The organism is Cytobacillus purgationiresistens (genome assembly GCF_030813235.1).
Classification (GTDB): Bacteria; Bacillota; Bacilli; order Bacillales; family Cytobacillaceae; genus Cytobacillus; species Cytobacillus purgationiresistens.
Window position 1 is genome coordinate 112,655 of sequence record NZ_JAUSUB010000002.1, and the last position, 22,206, is coordinate 134,860.

Sequence of the window (22,206 nt, forward strand, 5' to 3'; positions counted from 1 at the left end):
GCGTTATTATCTCTTTTTTTCTACCTTCTCACTTGATTTGGCACTGAGTTGGGATTAATTATCTCTTTTTTTCTACCTTCTCACTTGATTTGACACTGAGTTGGGTTCAATTATCTCTTTTTTTCTACCTTCTCACTTGATTTGACACTGAGTTGGGTTCAATTATCTCTTTTTTTCTACCTTCTCACTTGATTTGACACTGAGTTGGGCGTTATTATCTCTTTTTTTCTACCTTCTCACTTGATTTGGCGCTAAGTTGGGTTCAATTATCTCTTTTTTTCTACCTTCTCTCTTGATTTGACACTGAGTTGGGATTAATTATCTCTTTTTTTCTACCTTCTCTCTTGATTCTGCACTGGGTTGGGCGTTATTATCTCTTTTTTTCAACCTTCTCTCTTGATTTGACACTGAGTTGGGATTAATTATCTCTTTTTTTCTACCTTCGCACTTGATTAGGTACTGAGTTGGGGTAAAATAATTAACACTATAATCATAAAAAACCAGGACCTCGCAATGTGATCCCGATTTTTGTTTGATTAGAATGTCAGTTTACCGCCAATGACTGGTTTGCCAGGTATCGCCGGGTTAGTTGGTGAAGGTGTTGGTACTTCTACTTTGCCTTTACCTGGGTTTTCTGGTTTAACAATTTGACTTGGTTTGTCAGGGACCGGTTTCCCTTTGTCTGGTGCGTCTTTTTTATCAGGCGCTGTTTCACCTTCTTTAAGCTTGTGAAGCTCGATCGTTTTAGCTGTTTTGTTTCCGGCTAAATCAACTGCTTCGAAGACGAATTGGTTCGGGCCGTCTTTTAATTCTAATTCGATATCTTCAATGACTTGTTCAAAGCCTCTCATTTCAAATGGCTCTTCGAATTCTTGATAGTAGATTTCATCCCCATCTAAATATAAGCGAATTTCATCAAAGTTATCGGCAACCTTCACATCGACGATTGGGTTGTCTTGATTATGCTCTACATACTTGCTTGCAGGCAAACCTGAGACTTCCACATCTGGTGCTGTTGTATCGATCATGATTGTTCGTTTGAATTTAGCTGTATTGTTTGCATTATCCACTGCTACCACTTCAAATGTTGGAACTCCGTCTTAAAGATGAAGTGTAGTGTCAAAGGCATATTCTTCTTTTTCTTTATTGTAGGTTAGTTCAACCTCTTGACCTGCAATAGGCCAGATACTTCTTTAATTGTTCCTTTTACTTTGACATCATTTGTATTGTAAACCTCCAAGGCCGCTAGCTCAGTTAAGTAAACAGTAGGGATTTATCCTTGTTCACTTCTTTAACCTCGATTTCCTTTTTTGTTGTAATACCTGCAAAGACATAAGCTACTATACTTTAACAATGGAACCGATCTCCAACTCTTCATCAGTAAATGTCTCTGTGTCGCCACTTAATGGCTTAGTCAGGACAGTCTTGTCATCTAAATATCTAAATAGGAGATACCAGAACCGCCTTCATTATATCTAAAACTGTATTATCTTCCACAGCGCCTGAAATAACCATTGGGCCACGTGCTTCTTTTACTCGACAATATTAATATTATAATCTTTAAACCAAACATGAATTTGGGCTAAATGCGCAAGGAGCTGCGGTCCCGTCATCAATTGACCGAACCAAGGAACTTGGAAAGCATCGCCCTTTGTTTCAACGATTTCCCTCAAATTTTTCTCATCGAAGAACTCGAATAATGCAGATGATTTATCACTTAGAATATCATTCAGCATTTGCTGTACGACTTTTATATAGACCGGATTATGTGTTTTAGGGTATGGACTCTTCTTACGATAGAGTACATCCTCTGGTAGCACACCTTCAAGCGCTTTACGTAAGATTCCTTTTTCTCGATTGCCGTGCATTTTCATCTCCCATGGAATATTCCAGACATATTCCACAAGCCGATGATCAGCAAATGGGACACGAACCTCTAAACTCGCCCCCATGCTCATGCGATCTTTTCTATCTAATAATGTAGTCATAAAGGAAATCATATTGATATAAAATAGTTCCCTGCGCTTAGTTTCTAATTCGCTCTCACCGTCAAGCCTAGGTGTTTCATCCACAGCCATCTTGAATTTCTCCATACTGTACTCTTGAAGGTTAAGCTTGCTGCGCCAATCTGCTTTTAATAATCTTTGTCTTTCATCAATCGATCTCATCCAAGGATAACCAGTACGACTTAAATCGTCTGTACGATGAAACCAAGGATATCCGCCAAATATTTCATCCGCACATTCCCCCGATAAACTTACAACATGATCCTTCTTAATCTCTCTACAGAACCATAATAATGATGAATCAATATCTGCCATACCAGGTAAATCTCTAACATGAACTGCTTCAATTAAGTAGTGTGCCAGTTCTTCCTGAGTGATAATGCAATTTTGGTGGACTGTCTGAAAGGTATCAGTCATTTGCTTTATATAGACGCCATCTGAATTGGGTTGGAAGTCATTCGCTTTAAAAAACTGGTCATTTCCTTCATAATCGACAGAATAAGTTTTAAGCGGCTTTTTCCCTTCTTTTTGATAGGCCGTTGCCGCAATAGCGGTAATCGCGCTGGAGTCAAGGCCCCCTGATAGCAATGTACATAGCGGTACATCAGATACGAGTTGCCTTGTCACCGCATCCGTCACTAAATATTTAACTTTATCCACTGTTTCTTCCAGGCTATCTTGATGTTGTTTACTCTCCACATTCCAATAACGCCAAATCTTCTTTCCTTTTCTTGAAAAATTTAAAGCATGCGCTGGACGTAATTCCTTCAAGCCCTTAAACACACCCGCTCCTGGTGATCTCGATGGACCCAGTCCAAAAACCTCAGCCAGCCCTTCTCTATCAAGCTCGGTTTTTACTCTTGGGTGAGCTAAAATCGCCTTCATCTCTGAACCGAATATAATTCCTTTAGAGGTTTCTTTGTAGAACAGCGGTTTTACACCTAATCTATCTCTGCCAATAAATAATTCTTGTTTTTGTTCATCCCATAAAGCAAAAGCAAAAATTCCATTTAACCGTTCAAGACAATTTTCTCCCCATTCAATGAAGGAAGTTAATAAAACTTCTGTATCAGAATGACCTTTAAAAGAATATCCTTTTATAAGGAGTTCTTTTCTAATATCTTCTGTATTATATAATTCGCCATTATAACAAATGGTATATTGATTGCTCCTTTTTTCAATCGTCATTGGCTGTCTGCCGCCTATGGGGTCAACGACAGCCAAGCGCTTATGGCCGAATCCTGCATGGTGCGAAGTCCAAATATTTGTATCATCAGGTCCTCTTCTAGCCAACGTTTCGGTCATTTTGCCAAGCGTGTTTTTTTCATTTTCCATATTGGTTGCAAAATCTATCCAGCCTGTGATTCCACACATTAAATATCATCCTTTCTATCACACCTCTTTATCATACGAACTATGGAGTACATTCGGCAGCAAGTCATAGCTTGAGGATAAACTTATAGAGTCCTAAGCGGTTTTAGTGGAATTGTTGGGCACATCATGCATGGATTCATTCTATGCAAGCTAAATAAAATGGTTAATTGTCCTATATAAGGTTATAAAACGTCGAGCAATTGACCAAAAATAGAGTGTATAGAGTAAATGGAGGTTTTTTATGAACAGGCAGCAACGGACGAAACTTATCGAGAATCAAACTCGTGCTTTTTCTGAGGGGATAGTTGAGTTTATTAATGATCAATGGGTATTTTTTGATAACGAAACAGACGAAGCCTCTTTATTAGATGAATTTATACAACAGGATATTGAAGTATACAGATTCAAACGTTGGAAAAAAGGTAGCATGTTAGAAAATGGGAAAGTCTCTTGTTCCGATGAATTATTCCATTTAAAGGACCAAGATCAAATTCGCATTCGAAAACTTCTTGTATTCTCCCTTGAAAGATTATTAGATGAAGTGAATGACGATGCTTTTTTTCAATTTGTTACAAATTTAAATAGCATCAACTTCTCAATATTCGATTGTATTTACTGTTACAATCAACTAACATTCTTTAATGATGGTGAAAGAAAAAGCGGTGTCAACTTCATGATATTCGATAATCAAGAATATATTTGCAGTGTCCAGCATCATTTCTTCTACTACGAAAACGAAACCGATCGCTTCGAGTTCACACTCAACAGCGGCAAAAGAATGGTAATAGAAAAAATATCATCTTAATTCAAAAGCGAAGGCGACTGCTCAGGGGCGACAAGCTTAAGGCGAGTCAACCGAAAAAGGTGATCTTTCCTTTTTTGGTTGGCTTGACTTAAGACCTCGAGCCCCTAGGAGCCGCAGCTAGACTAATTCAAAAGCGAAGGCAACTCGCTCAGGGGCGACAAGCTTAAGGCGAGTCAACCGAAAAAGTTGATCTTTCCTTTTTTGGTTGGCTTGACTTAAGACCTCGAGCCCCTAGGAGCCGCAGCCAGACCAAACCGAAAAGCAGAGACAACTCGACTACAAAGGAAATGTATTTGTTTCATTGAAAAAGCTTAGCTCTTTGTTCACTCCCTTTTCCATATCATAACTTTTCCTGCACGCGCGAAAAAGAGCTAACTTTAATGTCAGCTCTTTTTTTTATGAGGATTCTCTAAGACCTTTTTCAAAGTCTACTATGGTTAACGGCTTGTGTATATAATAGCCTTGTGCATAATGACATTTCAACTGCTTGAGCAAGTCAATTTGCTCTTTGGTTTCTACTCCCTCGGCAAGCACCTTCACATGAAGGCCGTGCCCCATCGTAATGATAGCTTTGACGATGGCGATATCGGAAGTATCTATTTTTAAGTTATTAATGAAGGAACGATCGATTTTGAGCGTATTAATCGGTAAATCTTTCAAGTAACTTAAGGAGGAATAACCAGTACCAAAATCATCAATGGAGACCTTGGTGCCCATGTTCTTTAAGTCCTTCATTACTGAAATACTGTAATCAATATTTTCCAGCATTGTGCTTTCTGTTAGTTCAAGTGTTAAATATTTTGCTTCAAGCTCCGACTGCTGTAGTGCATTTTGAACGATAGATAAAAAGTTTGGCTCCTGGAATTGCTGTGCTGCGACATTCACAGAGATTGTTAAGTGGCCAAGGCCTTGACTCTGCCAGCGTTTATTTTGCATACACGCAGTATTTAGCACCCATTTACCTATTTCATTGATCAACCCGGTCTCCTCTGCTAACGGGATAAATTTTACTGGTGGCACTAGACCCAACTTAGGGTGATTCCACCTTAGAAGTGCCTCGCTGCCAAAAATTTTACCCGACTCTAAATCTATGAGTGGCTGATAACATAAGGAAAACTCGTTATTTTGTAAGGCCTTTCTTAAATAACTTTCCATTTCAAAACGTGCGATGAGATGTTCATTCATCTCATCTGAAAAAAATGTAATCCGGTTTCCGCCTATCTGCTTAGATAGGTTGTTAGCTATGTCAGCATTTTTTAACAAGCTATGTTGATCCAGTCCATCATTTGGATAAATACTGACCCCTATACTTGCCGTGACGTAAAATTCTTGATGATTAAAATATAGAGGTTCAGAAATGGAATGCAGAATCGATTGAGAAGCCTTCATAATATCTTCAACATTGATTTTATCTGATAGTATCAATGTGAATTTATCTCCGCCAAAGTTTCCTAAATATGATCCTGCAGGAACATATTTATCAATTCTTTCTGATAGACTCTTCAATACCTTATCCCCTGCGAAATGACCGATGCTATCATTGATGATTTTAAAACGGTCGATATCGATTGTAAGGATGGCTAGTCTTTGCTGATTTTTCCGTGCCCGTTTAATAAGAATATTTAATTGCTCAATAAACTTTGTCCGATTTGGCAGACCGGTTAAATGATCATAATATGATAATTCCGTTAATTTATCTTCTATCTTCTTCATTTCAGTCAGGTTCTTAGCGATGCCATAAATACCGACAATTTTTCCATTGATCATAATAGGAACGTTTTTAATTTGGTAATGTCCCTTTTCACCTGATTTTCCGATTAATTCAGCGTGGTAAACTTGTTCCTTTCCCTTAAAAGCGTTGATAAAATGCATTCTTAATCGGGGTACTACCTCTTTTGAAATCATTTTTATAACCGATTGACCAACAATTTCTTTCTCTGTATATCCTGTATTTTTCTCAAATGCTGGATTTACACTTGTAAAATAGCCTTGATGATCCGTAGTAAACACCAAATCATGATTGTTTTTAAAGAGCGTTTGATAGTATTGATTGGTCATGTTTAGATTTGACAGCAATTCCTTTTTTTGATCGTCAGATGCCTTTATTAGATGGGCGTAAGCATCATTCATCATCTGTCCAAATACATCTGATTGAATCATCCTTTTCTTTATATTAATGCTGGGGGACTCAGAAAAGGCAATACCGCTTAAAGATTGATTAATGAGCTTAGGTCTATCCTGATGATTGGATATTTCACTGTACGAAAAGAAACCATTCGCTGGAGCGATCATTTGCATTAAATTTAGCGCTTTCCCAGTGAAATCACCAGCAATCCATTTCCTACTCATATTATTAAAGATGAACATTGTTTCTGCTTCAAAGTCAGCTAGGTGATTGGCCAACTTTACAATATCCTCGATCACATTTTCCACTTTCGTATAGGTAACAGATAGTTGGTCCCCTGCAGATATTCTCCGATTTAACTTGATTGAACCATTTTTAAATACTTTGGTGATAAATACCGGAAGGCTTTCGTCCTTATGGTTAACAAGAAAAGGCAGGGGCAGGCTAGAGGATGGGAGCTGTTTAATATACGCCTCCCCTAAATAATGCTTTAAGACTTGAAGGGGGATGCCATCGTCCAGCTGGATAATCATTGATCCCCTAGCTTTTGTTACTGTAAAAGAGTGACCGATTTCTTCAATTTTATAGTTTGTGAAGGGCTGGACTCGAAGCTGTTCTCCATTCAATGCAATCGCCAAAACGCCTTCATAACATAGTTGTCCATTCAAAAATACATATGACCGATCTAACGTACCATTATCCCCCGCTTGTCCCCCAGTAACTATCATCTGCGGGTAAACTCGGTAAATCTTGTCAAGAAGTTCTTGGGTGTCAATTTCGTATCCAGCCGTTAATAAAATGAGCGCTTTTGTCTCTGGTCGGACTATTTTTTTAATAGTCGTTTCACTTATGGCCTTTTCCCTTGATAATTCTTCTTTATTAATCATCAGTGGAAGTATTTCTGTCTTATCGAATGATGTAAAACATAAGATAATCTGTTGCTCATAAATCTGACCATTCATAATTTCTCCAGAGGTTGAACAGCCAGCTATGACTGCATTAGGTAATATAGATTGTAATGTATGTAAGAGATGACTAATCTTCTCCAGGTCGAGAATTCCAGAATATACCTGAACAAGGAGTTGAGAGGAATCCTGCAAGCGTTTGTCTAAAATGTATCCTTTTAACTGGTTATCATTTTCGTATCGACATGTAATTGTTTGAGCCATAGCCATCATCACCACTAATTGAATTTGTCGTATTACAAATAGGAATTAAAGACTATTATGACTGTTCTTGTTTGTTTATTCATTTTAAAAATAACACAAATACAGGAATAAAGACATTAAAAAAAGAAAAAGCTGCTTAAAAAAGCAGCTTTTTCTAGGATTATTAGCCTATTTCATAAAAGGAGTAAAGCCTAGTGGAAGGCTTAAGCCCAGGTATAACACTAGTAGGAAAGCAACAATGAGTTGTACCCATAAGATTGTAGTTGCCTTGCCTTTTTTCCTGCGAACTAAAATCATTTCAAGCATGGAGATAACCCAAAGACCTACAATAGATTTTAATACATACATTAAATCAATATTACTTATGGATACAAGCATCATTACACCTGTAGCGATGATCAGTAAATAGAAAAGTCTTAAAATCATATGTACAACCTTGTCTTTACCGTTCTTTTGCAACATAAGTGCCACGAAGAATAATATGAATGCGACTATCCACGTAGATAAGTGAGCATGTGTCATGTAAAAAACCTCCTTCAATAATTAATATTTCCATTAAACGAACCAATTGTTTTATAAGTTCTTATTACAACCTTTACCATCTTGGTTAAAGCCTGTAACAATGGGTATGAATTCGTTTTCATCATACCATAATCATTCTTTAAATTCTAAACTAATGATTGAACTTTAACCAATCCTGTACATATTGTGTCCATTCTTTGAATTTTTTTTAAGCTTCTAACCGATTAGTAAGCGTACCGATATTTTCTACTGATATTTCAATTTCGTCCCCTGGCTTTAAAAAACGTGGTGGCTTAAAACCTTTACCTACTCCTGCCGGTGTCCCTGTTGCAATAATATCTCCTGGCTCAAGTGTCATTCCTTGAGATAAAATTGCTATCACTTTTTCCACTGGGAAAATAAATTGCTGTGTGTTAGAGTCCTGTCTTAATTCCCCATTTACCTTGGTTTGGATGGTCAAAGAATTTGGGTTATCAATCGTTGCTGAATCTACAATCCATGGTCCCATCGGACAAGATGTGTCTAAGCTTTTTCCAATAAAATATTGTTTATGTTTACTTTGCAAATCTCTTGCCGTGATATCATTTACAATCGTATAACCAAAGACATAGTCCAATGCATCTTCTTCTGAAATCCCTTTTCCCTTCTTGCCTATTACAACCGCAAGCTCTCCTTCATAATCAAGCTGGGAAGTTAGTTTACTGTGATTCAGCACTTCCATGTCTGACCCTGTTACAGCTGTAGGAGATTTTGTAAAAACTATGATGTCTTCCGGAATGTCTGCTGCACTCCCCATTTCAATTGCATGCTTAGCATAGTTTTTCCCAACACAAAAAACATTTTTTGAGGGGCGTGGAATGGGTGCCAATATTTCTACCGCATCTAATGGCAATACAAGTTCAGCAGCCGCTGAATTTGTTTCTGCCCACTCGCTCAAATGCTTTGCTTCATTAAGCAATTCCTCACTGGAAGCAATACTTGCGATTAGTGTATCCGGTAATCGATTTTCACCATATTTCTTCTCAGCTGCTTCCTTAAGAGGGAGAAAGCTAGTATCATTGTTTACTAACACTCCGTATTTCTCCAACCCATGATGATTGACTGTTAAAAACTTCATATCTTCACCTCATTTAGTATTCTCAAAACCAGTATAACGCAGATTTTTCTGAATGTATTATGATATGCAGCTATTTATAGCATTCTTTTCATTCTTGGCAGGTGAAAATATGTGAAACTTCTCCATAGCCATTCAAATGGACCATAGTAGTAATACTGCAACCATAAACGGCTAAACAGAATTTGAATAATAAAAATCACTGCAACCATAAGCGTACCATATAGGACTGAAATTTCACCATAGAATCCTAAGCCATACCCATAAAATATCAATGAAGACACAATGGATTGAAAAAGATAATTACTTAAAGAAAGACGTCCAACATAAGTCAATGGCGATAAAATCTTTTTCATGCTTCTCTGGTTAGCTAAGAGAGCAATCGATAAACCATACCCAATAGCCACCAGCGGACCGCCAAAAATGTCTTGGATATATTGTGCCGCCATATTTTCATCCCATAAATAAGGAAGTGATTTGAACATCAATCCAATGATCAAGCTAAAGGCAGCAAGCATTTGAATCAGCTTTTTATGATTTTCCATGTTTTCAAGCAATTTAAGTTTCTGTACTCCGCCTCCAATTAAAAATAACGGTAGAATGGAAATAGCTAAGATTGGAAACGTTCCAAGATTATTAGTGAAATACCAATCCGCAATTCGCTGAGAAGTGATCTCAGCAAACGACCCATTTTGATAAGTATCCATATAAGATTGAACATTTACAAATGGAGTCATCCCGCTTTCAGGCTCTATCAATGTGGCCAAAATCAAGAGCAAGCTTAATAGAATATTAGGCAGGGTGTATATGACTATTCCAATAATAATTAAATTCTTCGCCGACATTTTCACAAAAAGAATAAATATAAAGCCAAGTAGAGCATAAGTTACTAAAATATCACCGTGCCAAATAAAAAACGCATGCAAAAGACCAATAACTAGCAAAAAGGAAAACCTTCTGAATACAATCAGCGGAAAAGATAAACCTTTTAGGATCACGCGCTCTCTTAGGATCATGACACCATAACCAAATAAGAGGGCAAATAAAGGATAGAAGCTCGCTTGCACAAACACATCAATGAGCATAAACACCGTTCGATCCGTACCATCATTCCACCATGTGAAGGGATCAATGTAAATGAAAGGGGAATGGAAGGAAAGCATATTCACAAGAAAAATTCCGAGTAATGCAAACCCCCTCATGATATCAATTGAGGTGATTCTGCTCTGGTCAGATATCGGATACATATATAATCTCCTTTTCTTAAAAAACAAGTAGCTACTACATCATAAAATGATTTCATTTACCATGTCTAGCCCTTAGATGGAAACTTATACATTAATCATTATAACTGCAAGGATGTTTCCTCAACAAATCAACTGCCAAGCACAATGAAAAAAGATTGCAGGTTTCTCAGCTGCAATCCCCGTTCCATTTATCTAATTGACATATCTGCCGTCATGTCCCCCTTTGGCTTCCCAATAATCGTTGCGAAGATGTATCTTTTGGATTTTTCCTGATGCCGTTTTCGGCAGTTCTTCAATAAATGTCACCCCTGTTATCGCTTTAAAATGTGCCATATTCTCTCTTGTAAAGGAGATTAACTCTTCCTCAGTTGTAGATTGTTTGTCTCGCAGCACGACGAAAGCATGTGGTGTTTCTCCCCACTTCTCGTGTGGAACTGCAATAACTGCTGCTTCCAGCACTGCTGGATGCTCGTATAGGATGCCTTCTATTTCAATAGAGGATATATTTTCTCCGCCGCTGATGATGATATCCTTTTTGCGGTCGACGATATCAATATTGCCATAGTGATCAACTGTGCCCATGTCACCAGTATGAAGCCAGCCGTTTAAAATCGCAGCAGCCGTTGCCTCATCATTTTTCCAATACCCTTTCATCACTCCGTTGCTTCTAACCACTACTTCTCCTATATCTTTGCCATTAGGTTCAACTTCATAACCTAATTCATTTAGCACCCTGACTTCTGCACCAATCATTTCATAGCCTGCTTTTGCTTTCATGCGATATTTTTCCTTTGCCGATAGATGATCTAAATGAGAGCGAATGGTTGATACTGTACTTAATGGTGACGATTCGGTCATCCCGTATACCTGGATGAATTCCCACCCCATCTCTTCCTCTACTCTTGTCACAAAAGCTGGAGGCGGTGCAGATCCTGCAATGACAATCCTTATCGAATGCTCAAATCTAGGCGTATACCGCTCATAATATTGCATTAAGGTATTCAGCACGGTTGGAGCCATATGGAGCACAGTAGCCTTATATTTTTCCAATGCGGAAAAAATCGCCTCAGGCGTTGTTCTCCTTAGGCATACTTGGGAAGCACCGTTTGCTGTATAGTAAAATGGCGATCCCCAGCCATTCACATGAAACATTGGGAGCACATGAATAAGTGTATCTTGATCGTTTACACGAATATGGTGCATCGTACTCAAGGCATGCAAGTAATTATTGCGATGTGTAAGCATGACGCCCTTTGGATTCCCGGTTGTGCCACTTGTATAGAGAAGACTGCATACATCATCTTCTTCTAAATACTCTCTTTCATACTTCTCAGCTGAAAAACTTGATAGCCATGCGTCGTAACCGGTTTCATTCGTATCATCATTTTTATAATGAACGATGATTTTTTCTACTGTTGTTAATTGATCCTTAACAGGCTGTATAAGCTGGTAAAGGTCTTGATCGACTAACAATACCTTTGATTCGCTATGATTTAAAATAAATACATAATCAGCCGGCTTTAAGCGGATATTGAGCGGCACCATAATGCCTCCCACCTGTAAAACCCCATAAAACCCTTCGAGCATCTCTATGGAATTGGGTGCTAAATACGCAATTCGATCCCCTTTGTTGACATTCAAAGACTTAAGGCCATGAGATAACTGATTGACGCGCTTATTGAGCTGGTTATACGTCAGTACTTTGTTATCACCATATATCGCTTCCTTTTCACCATATAACCGTACAGCACGGTCTAAAAACTGCGATAAAATTAAAGGTACGTTCATCGAAAAAACACCTCACAAATAATTTAAAATTTCTGATTATAATTATTTTAGCATAATTGTAACAATTACAGCTATATTTTTCCTCTCTGTTATAGAACATTTTTTTATGAAAACGAGTGAGAAAGAAATTTGGGCTTTTTGTATCACAATATCTCTTTAGGCACATACGATAACTGTAAATAAGCAAACCTGGGTTATGCCTAAAGCGCTTATCAAAGTAAATGATATGAAAAGGATGTTCATAAATGCCAGCAATTGTCGGAGCGGTTCAAGTCATTTCAATCGGGAGCAGTTCTGTTTTTAATATTGGAGATGTTTATAAGATCATGCCTTTATCAAATGCTAAAACATTTTCAGGAGCTGGATCATTCAATACCGGGGATGGCCTTGAGGTTGTCAACCATTATAGCTCAACGAATACGTACGATAATGATGGGGTGGACCAAGGAAACTACTTTAATGCTTAGAGATCGGGTGGTCATATGAGTAATTTTTATATTCAGCAATCCATTCATATACAGTTGATTAAAATCGGCGGAGTTTCAAACTCTTCGGTCTTCCAAATTGGCAGCGCAGGCATTATTAAACCATCGTCCCATTTATATAATACTGGCGGGTTTACTGAGCCTGCTCCTGAATTTGATACGCCTCTGTCTGAAGGAACTGTTGTCGGGACTCCCTTTGTACCGTTAGTTGCTCCAGCCAAGCCATAATGAAAACAAGAAGGGTGGTGATGTAGATGAATCAAGATATATATGGTTACCTTCATCAGCTGCAAGCTTATATTCAAAACCAGGATAAGAGAATAGAAAATCTCGAGAAAAAGTTTAAGAAACTGCAAGATGAATCATTAGAATATCGAGACAAACAACCGATTCATATCGATAAAATTGAATATAAATTTGATCAGCTTAAAGTGGAATCACTTGAAGGTACATTAAATATTGGTTTAAACCCTTCCGACTTTCAAGATATAGATGATTTTTCAGTAGATAATAAAGAGATGAATACGCCTGCGTCACCTAAAAACTTATTAAAGCGGAACATAGAAATCGAAAATGAAATGTATCGCTTCATAGAAGCCGACTTACCCCAAATCGTTGCAGAAGCTGAAGCAAAATTAAATATGGCCTCCGGTGAATCCTATACTGAATTTATTAAAGAGGATGTTAGAAAACAGCTTTCTAAACGAATCGATTTTTATTTAAAACAACAGCCTATAAGACAATCTGCAGATGATCATCTCCATCAAAACGAAGAAGTAATCCAACAGCTTAAAAAGGAAATTGCAAATGGGGTTCATGCCTTCTTAAGCCACTTACCCGAAAATATGAAAGGAACGAAGCAGGAATGAATTATCAAGTATATAACAGAGAGCTATGCGTTAATGATGTTAGAATTATCGCTGTCGCCAGCTCCTCTATCTTTCTAGTTGGAGATGCTGAAACCATACAGCTCGCCTCAACCTTCGATACACCACCCGAGTCATTAATTATCGGGCCATTTGTGCCGCTCACTCCGGAGTAACGTGATATGTTAAAAAGAACATCTGTCGTCGATCATATTAAGGTAGACACCTTTGGATTTTCATCCATATTTGAAATTGGTGATACTTCTTATATTCAAGGCTTTTCCAGGGCGTTGGCGTTACAGCGGGACACAGATGTGTTCTACGGTAAAGAAGGCAGCTTTTCTGAATACGATATTTTCACGGAACCGTTTCAGGTCAGTCCAATAACAGAAAATATCGATATTCAAACCTTCCATCTCCAGCCGATCATTAAAGTGAACAAGATTGATATTATCGGTGTATCCGCAAGCTCATTCCTCCATATCGGGAGTACAAAAGATATTTCTTTGGAATCTAGGGTCAAGCATTTTCGTCAGCTTCTCCCAAATCCTACTCCATAGTCAGTTATTTTCTTTCTAAAAAGGATGTTATTTATGCCAGCGATTATTGGTCCGGTACAAATTGTAAATGTGGGAGGCGGCATTGTTCAATTTGGTGATGCCCTCAATATTTCCCCTAAAAGTAATTCCAAATCTACAACGGGATCTGGCGCAGCGAATACTGGTGGATTTATCATTACAAATAACGGTCTGAGCGCCAGCAATGTTCTTGATACAAATCTTGTCGATCAACCGAATATTGGGAATAATTAATTTTCGGTGCCTGCGGCAATCATAGGTCCTCATAATTTAAATGCCACTGTCGAAAACGACAGTGGCAAATCTTTTTTTGAACTGTTAATAAGCTTTCCTAATTAAGTTCTAAGTTCAACCAACGAACTAGTAGCTATATTTTCAACGTATGTGCACCATCAAAGAAAAATAAATACCTTTCATTCACTTTCCTTTTCAATATTAGTTCGAGTGCTTTTGTATACATTTCGATTTGGGTTTGATAACGGTCTTTTAGCTGAGGGACAGCCTCTTCTAATCCACCTTTAAAACGGTCTGTTATACGATCAGTCTTATAATCAACTAAGACCAAGCCATTTTCATCTTCAAATACACAATCGATAATCCCTTGTACGAGAACGGCCTCGTCTGCACCATCCCACTCGCGATAAACTTCACTTGCAGGAAGTGATAAACTAAAAGGAATTTCTCTCTGCAAGTCGACTGCCGCTTTCATTCTTCCGGCTAACTCTGTTGTTAAAAAGGAAACAACAAGACCTGGATCAATGATTTCTCCTTGCTCTCTTGTCAATAATTCTCTTTGAACCAGCATCTCAAGTTTTGCTGCGATTGCTTCTTCTGTACATTCTTCATTAAAATCAAGATGCTGCATAACCGTATGCATGGCCGTTCCCCGTTCAGCAGGCGATAATGTTTTCTCTTGCATAAAAAGCGGACGGTTTAGCAGCGGTTTCTTGAAGTTTGACATCAGTTCCGTTCCGCTTTCTTCTACTGAGAAGATTTCCTTTTGCCGCTTTACTTCTGAAACGGATTGTTTAGATCGGGATCTGGCCGCACTTCGATGAGGATATGACCAGGAAAGCTGTTCATAAATTCTCTCTAAATACGGTGAATCGACTCGAACCTGCTCACCTTTATATACCTTTTCAAGCAGACTGTCCTTTTCCTCATTCTCCTCTTCATGTAAGACTGCTGCTTCCTCGCCACTTATTACTTGTATATCCCAGCAAGATGAATGAGCAACAATCTCTTCACTTAACAGGGGACTGATATTTCCTTCTTCTCCGCGGATTCTTTCTCCATCCTGATGACGTACTAACGATGGACCGACCCAGTCAAGATAGCTGGCTGCGCTCGACCGAGAATAGTCATTTAACAGCCATTCCGCAGAATTTGCTGCCATTTGCCAGTCTTTTATTTTTTTATCGGCATTTTTTACAGAAGACACAAGAAATAGCTTCTCCTTCGCTCTTGTCAAAGCGACATAAAGAACACGCATTTCCTCGGAAATCATTTCCATTTTCTTCTTCCTTTTAAAAGCCAGCTGTGGCAGTGAGGGAAATGAAATGCGTTTTTCTGCATTCACATATTTATAGGCAAAGCCTAATTCTTTATCAAGCAAATATGATTTTTTCAAGTCCATTGTATTAAAGTTTCTCGCAAGCCCTGCGATAAATACAAAAGGAAATTCAAGCCCCTTGCTGCTGTGAATAGTCATGACACGAACAACATCTTCCTGCTCGCCAAGCGCACGTGCCGCACCAAGATCGTCACCACGCTCGCGCATTCTATCAATGAATCGCAAAAATCTAAACAACCCTCTAAATGAAGTAGCTTCATATTGTCGTGCGCGATCATAGAGAGCCCGCAAATTCGCTTGCCTTTGCTTGCCTCCTGGCATGCCTCCAGCAAAATCATAAAATCGTGTTTCTCTATACAAATGCCAAATTAATTCTGATAAAGATCCCTGCCTTGCCATCTTCCGCCAGTTTTTCAACTGTTCCATAAAGGGTTTTAGCCTATCATAGAGTTCCTCGTTATCTGGCGTAGGCTTACCAGTACAAAAAGCAGTTACTGCATCATAGAAAGCACCCTTTTTATTGTGAATGCGAATTTTTGCGAGCTCGTCTTCAGTTAAGCCAATAATTGGTGATCTGAGCACAGATGCCAATGGAATATCCTGATAAGGGTTATCTATGATTTTCAATAATGACATCATAATGGAAACTTCTGTTGCTTCGAAATAGCCGTTGGCTAAATTGGCATAAACCGGTATGCCCTGCTGCTTAAACTCATCCATTATTTGCGGTGTCCATGTCATTGAGCGAAGCAAAACTACGATATCACGATACATCACCGGACGTGTGGATTTAGTCTTTGGATTGTATACCTCTTTGCGACTAACAATCATTTCTTTAATTTTAGTCGCCATAAACCTTGCTTCCAATTGCGATTGCTCAAGATCGGCTGTATCAAATCCCTCTTGCTCCGATTCCTCGCTCTTCTGATCGTCACTTCCTGCTAAATCAATCATTGTTAGTTCAATGGGGTGGCTACTCTCTTCAGGATAGGAAGCGCCTTTTACAAGTTCAGCAGCAACATCATATTCTATTTCACCGACCGATACGCCCATAATTTGCTTAAAAATATAGTTTGTTCCATATAATACTTCTTTACGACTGCGAAAGTTTCTTGCCAAATCAATCCGCAGCCCACCTTCATCGCCAGCTGCTGTAAATCGATTATATTTTCCTAAAAACAAATTCGGCTCTGCCAGTCTGAATCGATAAATTGATTGTTTTACATCGCCAACCATAAATAGATTGCCTTCCTGCTCCGAATCTGATGTAACCAATTGCAGAATTGCTTCCTGGACCATATTCGTATCCTGATATTCATCTACCAGCACTTCTTTAAACTGTTGTCTGCACCCGATGGCTGCTTCTGTAGGACTAATCGTCCCATCCTCTTGAATATCCCCCAATATCGCTAAGCAATAATGCTCTAAATCTGCAAAATCGACAAGACCTTTTTCAACCTTTACTTGCTCAAATCTTTTTGAAAAGGCCTTTACAAGATTAGATAAGCCTGAGATATACGGCATCATTTCCTTCATATCACGGATAAAGCTTTCAGGCTTTCGCAAAAATAGCTCATCTTTCATCTTTTGCAGCATTTTCTTTGCTTGGTCTCTCAGCTTTTTAGACCTTTCTACAAGCTCCGCATCAAATTCATCACCTTTACAAGCTTTTAAAGTGCCAAATTTATAGGTTTGCATTGCTTCATAAAGCGTTTTCCATGATAGATCTTTCGCTTCTATTAACGTTTCAACAAGTTGAAGATCATTCTCAAAGTTGACTGCCCTCGGAGCTGGCCCTCCTGGTTGCTTTGTCAGCTGCAGACCGTGCTCAAGCAGTTGCTTGACACCGTTTAGCTGGAGGGTGATATCGTCAAGCACATACTGAACAAAAGGAAGCTGCTCCAGGTCCATTTCCTCATCAACATCATACATGCTCACAAGATGATCCAAATACTCTGTTGGAGAGGGATTTGACCGCGCGAAATCATACACATTGCGAATCACATCTTGCAAGGCTGTATCGCTGCGATCATTCGTAAAAGTATCTACAAGATCAAAGAATTCATTGTTTCCTTCTTTGCCATACTCCTCTTCAAATAACTCCTCGAGCACTTCATCTCTTAACAATTGGGCTTCCGTTTCATCTGCAATGCGAAAAGCTGGATCGACATCGATCATATAATAGTATTTTCTAATGATCTCCAAGCAAAATGAATGTAAAGTCGAGATAGAAGCTTTATTCAGCAATGTCGCCTGCTTCCTTAAATGCCTCGATGCTGGATTAGCCTGAATCGCTTTATCCAGCGCTTCTCCTATCCTGTGGCGCATTTCCGCCGCAGAAGCGTTGGTAAAGGTCACCACCAATAATTCGTCTACATCTAAAGGTTCATCTTCAGAGATGATTCTCGAAATGATTCTTTCGACAAGGACTGCTGTTTTACCAGACCCTGCTGCTGCCGCAACAAGGATATCCTGGCCTTTTGCCATGATTGCCTTCCACTGGTCGTCTGTCCATGTAGCATCTATCGGCTTAGGCGGTATGATTGTCTTCGCCATCTTTCCCCACCTCCTCGCGCATTAATTCAAGTGTTTCTTCCTTAGATTTTGTATCTAAGATTCTAAATTCATTTGAATCAAGTGACTCATCGAACTGACAAACCGATTTATAAGCACAAAATGTACATGGATATTTTTCCTTCATTTTGTATGGTGAAATATCCACTTGCCCGCTCGTAATCTGATTGCCTGTTAGACTATATTTGTGGCGTACAAAACGACGGAGATCATTAAATTCCTGTTTGCTTGCAACCTTAGATCGCTTTGATAATGACCCATCCTTATTGAATCCAGCTGATATAATTGGAGAATCACCTGTCTCAAACGTCTGGTCCATCAATCTAACCACATTTTCCTCCCCTAAAAGAAGACCGTTCATTTTAAATTTTTTAAATATCTCTTTTTCAATATCTTCTAGCGACAACATCTTAGTTGCGCTGATCATCGGGTTGTGTACGTGAAAATAAAGTACGCCTGCCGGATCAGCTTCAGCACCAATCAAATCATTTGAATGGGCAATAATAATATCTAGGTAAGTCAGCATCTGTAAGGCCAGACCGTAATAAACTTCATTTACGTTTAAATCCTTTGCACTGGATTTATAATCAACTACGCGCAAGAAAACACCCTTTTCATCCTGAGCTTTATCCACGCGGTCAATTCTTCCAACCAATTCCATCCTTGTTCCATTTTTCAGTGGGAAGGCAAGTGATGGCAGCTCTCCATTTGGTCCAAACCCCAGCTCGAGACCAACAGGAGCGAAGCCGCTTGCTTTTGCATGCTCACTCATAATAAAAGAAGCTCGGCTAATGATTTGCTCTAATTTCCTCTTAATATAGTAGTGGCGATTCGAGCTTAATAAAATTTCGTTTTGTAATTTTGGAGCAAGCATTTCAACTGCCTCTTTAGCAAGGATTTCACATTGGTCTTTAGTCATTTCATTCCATGCCATCTTATTAGCCATTACAGTTTCAGTAATATATTTTAAGGCGGCATGAAAAAGTTCACCAATGTCAGGTGCGTCTAAACGATACACTTGGCGCTCTCTCAGCTTTAGACCATGCTGGGCATAATGGGAAAATGGACAGCTATGGAAAAGCTCCATTCTCGATACACTTGCCTGTATCGTGTCACCGTATAAATCTTTGCTTACTTGATCGCTTAATTGTGCCGTACGATTTTCATAATTTAAGCTTGAAAGAACCTTGGAGGCCACTCCCTTCCAGCGCACATTTTGCATGTACACATTATACGTATCCCACCAAAATTCAAAAATTGGATAGTTTCTTTTCTTTAACTGCAATTGTGAAGTCAGATAGGTTAATGCCGTATTGAAGTTTGCCACGAACTCCAACTGTTCTTCTTCTTTAAGCTCAGCAGGATCTGCCATATAGAAGAATTCCTTTGCATTTGGAAACAAGTCAGTCAGTCGTTTAATATACGGTGAAGGCATTAACGCCTTTCCTTCCTCGTTTGCAAGCGGAGAGCTAATATAGAGCCAATCCGATGGTGTGACAAACGCTTTATATGCAAGAAATTCCTCATCTAATAAACGCAGCTTTGTCGCAGGTGCCATTTTCATGCCACTTGCCAGCAAGCGCTCCCTATCCGCGTCTGCTAGGACACCCTCTTCAGGAAATTTTGCTGGCAACACACCTTCATTTAGCCCAATTACAAAAGCAGCTTTAATGTCAGACACCCGTGACCTTTCCAAATCTGCCGTGACAACTTGATCCATTGCAGGTGGAACTAAGCTGAATTGTAGTGATTCCATCCCTGCATCCAGAACAGAAGCAAAGCGCTTTAGTGACACTTCCTCCTCCCCAAGCATCTCCACATATTGATCCAATAGTTCAATAACCTCATTCCATGCCTGGCTATGCTCTCTCGACTTTACAAGATTCCCATTCTCTTCTTCTGCCATCTGCCATTTCTCAATTTTTATCGGCACATCTATTTCTTCCAGGTATAGATAAAGCGCTTCAGAAAATGCACGGCCAGTCTCTGCCTTTTTCAACCGCCTCGAAAGTCGTAATAAAGGAGCAGTAATCATTTCTCGTAATTTATTTAATTCCTGCTCAATCTCCTGTTCTGCATTTGTCTGGGCAGTATTCTCCAATTCAAGCCCTTTCATTCTTCGATACGTCCACCTCTGCTTATTCGTCCACTTCGAACCTTGAACACCATAAGCAAGAACATAATTTTCCAAACGATCCATCTTTTCTCGCAGCACTTCTGGAGCTAATTTAGTTGGGAAAAGCAACTCCGTTTTGATCGCCCTAAAAATCGGTTCATACCGCCAGTTGCCATAAATGATTTCTAAACTTGAGCGAATCAATTCAATGACTGGATGATTGAGCATGGTCCGTTTTTGATCAATAAAAAATGGAATTTGATAATCTGCGAATATCGTAGAAATAATCTCGTGATATTCATGCCCATTCCGCACGAGAACAGCGATATCACGATACCTGATTTTTTCTTCACGAACGAGCTGGTTTATTTTCCGTGCAACGCCTTCAATTTCTGCTCGACGGTTGACTGCATATGCAATACTGATCTTTGATTCTCCCTCAAATGCTACTGCCGGTCTCGTATCAAAATGCTGCTGCAAATGTTGTAATGAGCCATGGTTCCATCTTAGCCCTTCGGTTAGAACTGTCTCATCAACAGGTAAGCCATTATTTCTAGCCATCTCGTACAAGGTTTGGCATGTCTCACCAGACATTCTAAATAAATGCAACTCGTCAGGCGCAGCATGGCTGAATGGCTGATCCAGCGTGAGCGTAATTGTTACTTTCTTACACACCTTCATCAATTGGTCGATAATGCTATATTCCTGAGGTGTGAAACTATAAAAGCCATCAATAAACACTTCAGCCTGCTTTAAATAGTTTGACTCACTCGCCTTTTCGCTCAATAGCTGAAAGTAATCCTCAGAATCTACATATTTATCTATTAAAGACTTCTCAAAGTTTCCATAGATTAACTCAAGGTCATGCAGCTTGTCCATTAATGCCTTTTGCGCTTTTCCACCCGCCTCTAATTCGGCCTGTTTCTCTGCCAATTCTTCGGGCTGAATGCAATATCGTTTAAATTCCGTCATCATCTGCTCAACTTGCTGAATAAAACCATTTTTATCAGCAGCCTTTTGAAATAGCTTCAATTCATCCTTTTTATCATCAATAATTTTTCGAATGAGCATGCTAATGCCCGTGCTATTTAAATGATAGCGGTTCATTCCACCCGTTTCCTGCAGTATCCGCCATGCAAGGCGCGTAAAGGAATACACTTGGCTGCGTATCATACCGCCTAGGCCCGGTGTATTAATTAATTTATATTCTGATAGAAATGTCATCTGTTCCGGCACTAAATAGATGATTGGCCTGCCATCCGGCGCAGATTTTAATTCTTGTCTAATTTCATTTAAACACGTTTCTGTTTTCCCGCTCCCTGAACGGCCAATTAATAAACGAACGGACATCTACTTTTCAACTCACTTTCTATGAAATGCGGAGGTGGCTCGCTCAGGGGCGACAAGCTTAAGACAAGTCAACCGAAAAAGGTGATTTTTCCTTTTTGGGTTGGCTTGACTTAAGACCTCGAGCCCTTAGCTCCATGCCAATCAGCATTTTCAATCTTTCAATCCATGCAATCTGAAATGCTCTATTTTATATTCAATATCTTACCACATAAATCATAGATTTTATTGAATTAGAGATTGTCCAGGTTAGTCCATTTGATGATTCAGTTTAACCACATGATTGAAAAATCACTGGGAGTGAATTAGAATAAACCCCTTTACCATATTCAAGTACTGGAGTTACTCCTAAATGGATTACATGAGCATTTTCACTCTACTATTGTCTTTTTCATTACGTGTCTCAATCATGTGCGCTATCGATCTATGGGTTCGCCGTTAATAAATAGTATCCCTTCTTTCTAGAAGGGGATTGGTAGAGGAGTTCAACAGAGTGGACTACTCTGCTTATTCTATT

Annotated in this window: 16 protein-coding genes; 7 read left to right on the plus strand and 9 right to left on the minus strand. The window is 39.1% G+C overall.

Annotated features, from left to right (window positions below; translation table 11 throughout):
• Positions 1-536: 536 nt before the first annotated feature.
• Entirely contained in the window at positions 537-1,079 is a 543-nt protein-coding gene (locus J2S17_RS03110; protein ID WP_307471822.1) for a hypothetical protein, read from the minus strand.
• Positions 1,080-1,532: 453 nt separating this feature from the next.
• Positions 1,533-3,380, minus strand: coding sequence for an asparagine synthase (glutamine-hydrolyzing) (gene asnB / locus J2S17_RS03115; RefSeq protein ID WP_307471824.1), 1,848 nt, complete (start codon positions 3,378-3,380; stop codon positions 1,533-1,535).
• Positions 3,381-3,621: 241 nt separating this feature from the next.
• Between asnB and J2S17_RS03120 the strand changes: the two genes are divergently transcribed.
• On the plus strand, positions 3,622-4,185 hold the full coding sequence (locus tag J2S17_RS03120) for a DUF2777 domain-containing protein (RefSeq protein ID WP_307471828.1): 564 nt from the start codon (positions 3,622-3,624) through the stop codon (positions 4,183-4,185).
• Positions 4,186-4,581: 396 nt separating this feature from the next.
• Here the strand turns inward: J2S17_RS03120 and J2S17_RS03125 are convergent, their stop codons facing one another.
• From J2S17_RS03125 to J2S17_RS03145, 5 genes are all read right to left on the minus strand, one after another.
• On the minus strand, positions 4,582-7,479 hold the full coding sequence (locus tag J2S17_RS03125; RefSeq protein WP_307471830.1) for an EAL domain-containing protein: 2,898 nt from the start codon (positions 7,477-7,479) through the stop codon (positions 4,582-4,584).
• A gap of 168 nt (positions 7,480-7,647) precedes the next feature.
• A complete protein-coding gene (locus J2S17_RS03130; protein ID WP_307471832.1) occupies positions 7,648-8,001 on the minus strand; it encodes a YisL family protein in 354 nt (117 codons plus the stop codon).
• 208 nt (positions 8,002-8,209) lie between these two features.
• Positions 8,210-9,118, minus strand: coding sequence for a fumarylacetoacetate hydrolase family protein (locus J2S17_RS03135; RefSeq protein ID WP_307471834.1), 909 nt, complete (start codon positions 9,116-9,118; stop codon positions 8,210-8,212).
• Positions 9,119-9,192: 74 nt separating this feature from the next.
• A complete protein-coding gene (locus tag J2S17_RS03140) occupies positions 9,193-10,362 on the minus strand; it encodes a DUF418 domain-containing protein (RefSeq protein WP_307471837.1) in 1,170 nt (389 codons plus the stop codon).
• 192 nt (positions 10,363-10,554) lie between these two features.
• On the minus strand, positions 10,555-12,150 hold the full coding sequence (locus tag J2S17_RS03145) for a long-chain-fatty-acid--CoA ligase (protein WP_307471839.1): 1,596 nt from the start codon (positions 12,148-12,150) through the stop codon (positions 10,555-10,557).
• 245 nt (positions 12,151-12,395) lie between these two features.
• On the opposite strand from J2S17_RS03145, the gene J2S17_RS03150 reads away from it, so the two are divergent.
• Genes J2S17_RS03150 through J2S17_RS03175 form a run of 6 tightly spaced genes read left to right on the plus strand, consistent with a single transcriptional unit; the run spans position 12,396 to position 14,313 of the window.
• Positions 12,396-12,617 carry a spore germination protein gene (locus J2S17_RS03150; RefSeq protein WP_307471841.1) on the plus strand — a complete coding sequence of 74 codons (222 nt, stop codon included), beginning with the start codon at positions 12,396-12,398 and terminating at the stop codon, positions 12,615-12,617.
• 15 nt (positions 12,618-12,632) lie between these two features.
• The gene (locus J2S17_RS03155) at positions 12,633-12,863 is read left to right on the plus strand and encodes a spore germination protein GerPB (RefSeq protein WP_307471843.1); all 231 of its coding nucleotides are present in this window, start codon (positions 12,633-12,635) and stop codon (positions 12,861-12,863) included.
• Between the two features lie 26 nt (positions 12,864-12,889).
• The gene (gene gerPC / locus J2S17_RS03160; protein ID WP_307471844.1) at positions 12,890-13,504 is read left to right on the plus strand and encodes a spore germination protein GerPC; all 615 of its coding nucleotides are present in this window, start codon (positions 12,890-12,892) and stop codon (positions 13,502-13,504) included.
• Positions 13,501-13,677, plus strand: a complete 177-nt coding sequence (locus tag J2S17_RS03165) for a spore germination protein GerPD (protein ID WP_307471846.1) — start codon at positions 13,501-13,503, stop codon at positions 13,675-13,677. Before gerPC ends, J2S17_RS03165 begins: the two co-directional genes overlap by 4 nt.
• Before the next feature lie 6 nt (positions 13,678-13,683).
• Positions 13,684-14,061 (plus strand): spore germination protein GerPE, encoded by a 378-nt coding sequence (locus J2S17_RS03170; RefSeq protein WP_307471848.1) that lies wholly within the window; start codon positions 13,684-13,686, stop codon positions 14,059-14,061.
• 33 nt (positions 14,062-14,094) lie between these two features.
• Positions 14,095-14,313, plus strand: coding sequence for a spore germination protein (locus J2S17_RS03175; protein WP_307471850.1), 219 nt, complete (start codon positions 14,095-14,097; stop codon positions 14,311-14,313).
• 133 nt (positions 14,314-14,446) lie between these two features.
• On the opposite strand, the gene addA is transcribed toward J2S17_RS03175, so the two are convergent.
• A complete protein-coding gene (addA, locus tag J2S17_RS03180; protein WP_307471852.1) occupies positions 14,447-18,208 on the minus strand; it encodes a helicase-exonuclease AddAB subunit AddA in 3,762 nt (1,253 codons plus the stop codon).
• Complete coding sequence (gene addB / locus J2S17_RS03185) at positions 18,183-21,692, minus strand: helicase-exonuclease AddAB subunit AddB (protein ID WP_307471854.1); 3,510 nt, start codon at positions 21,690-21,692, stop codon at positions 18,183-18,185. Before addB ends, addA begins: the two co-directional genes overlap by 26 nt.
• Positions 21,693-22,206 lie beyond the last annotated feature (514 nt).

Bases quoted from the DNA above. Each gene is read 5' to 3' on its own strand.
- J2S17_RS03125 (WP_307471830.1), bottom strand. From the start codon at position 7,479: ATGGCTCAAACAATTACATGTCGATACGAAAATGATAACCAGTTAAAA.
- J2S17_RS03150 (WP_307471841.1), top strand. From the start codon at position 12,396: ATGCCAGCAATTGTCGGAGCGGTTCAAGTCATTTCAATCGGGAGCAGT.
- addB (WP_307471854.1), bottom strand. From the start codon at position 21,692: ATGTCCGTTCGTTTATTAATTGGCCGTTCAGGGAGCGGGAAAACAGAA.
- J2S17_RS03165 (WP_307471846.1), top strand. From the start codon at position 13,501: ATGAATTATCAAGTATATAACAGAGAGCTATGCGTTAATGATGTTAGA.
- J2S17_RS03155 (WP_307471843.1), top strand. From the start codon at position 12,633: ATGAGTAATTTTTATATTCAGCAATCCATTCATATACAGTTGATTAAA.
- addA (WP_307471852.1), bottom strand. From the start codon at position 18,208: ATGGCGAAGACAATCATACCGCCTAAGCCGATAGATGCTACATGGACA.
- J2S17_RS03170 (WP_307471848.1), top strand. From the start codon at position 13,684: ATGTTAAAAAGAACATCTGTCGTCGATCATATTAAGGTAGACACCTTT.
- J2S17_RS03175 (WP_307471850.1), top strand. From the start codon at position 14,095: ATGCCAGCGATTATTGGTCCGGTACAAATTGTAAATGTGGGAGGCGGC.
- asnB (WP_307471824.1), bottom strand. From the start codon at position 3,380: ATGTGTGGAATCACAGGCTGGATAGATTTTGCAACCAATATGGAAAAT.
- J2S17_RS03145 (WP_307471839.1), bottom strand. From the start codon at position 12,150: ATGAACGTACCTTTAATTTTATCGCAGTTTTTAGACCGTGCTGTACGG.
- J2S17_RS03120 (WP_307471828.1), top strand. From the start codon at position 3,622: ATGAACAGGCAGCAACGGACGAAACTTATCGAGAATCAAACTCGTGCT.
- J2S17_RS03140 (WP_307471837.1), bottom strand. From the start codon at position 10,362: ATGTATCCGATATCTGACCAGAGCAGAATCACCTCAATTGATATCATG.
- gerPC (WP_307471844.1), top strand. From the start codon at position 12,890: ATGAATCAAGATATATATGGTTACCTTCATCAGCTGCAAGCTTATATT.
- J2S17_RS03135 (WP_307471834.1), bottom strand. From the start codon at position 9,118: ATGAAGTTTTTAACAGTCAATCATCATGGGTTGGAGAAATACGGAGTG.
- J2S17_RS03130 (WP_307471832.1), bottom strand. From the start codon at position 8,001: ATGACACATGCTCACTTATCTACGTGGATAGTCGCATTCATATTATTC.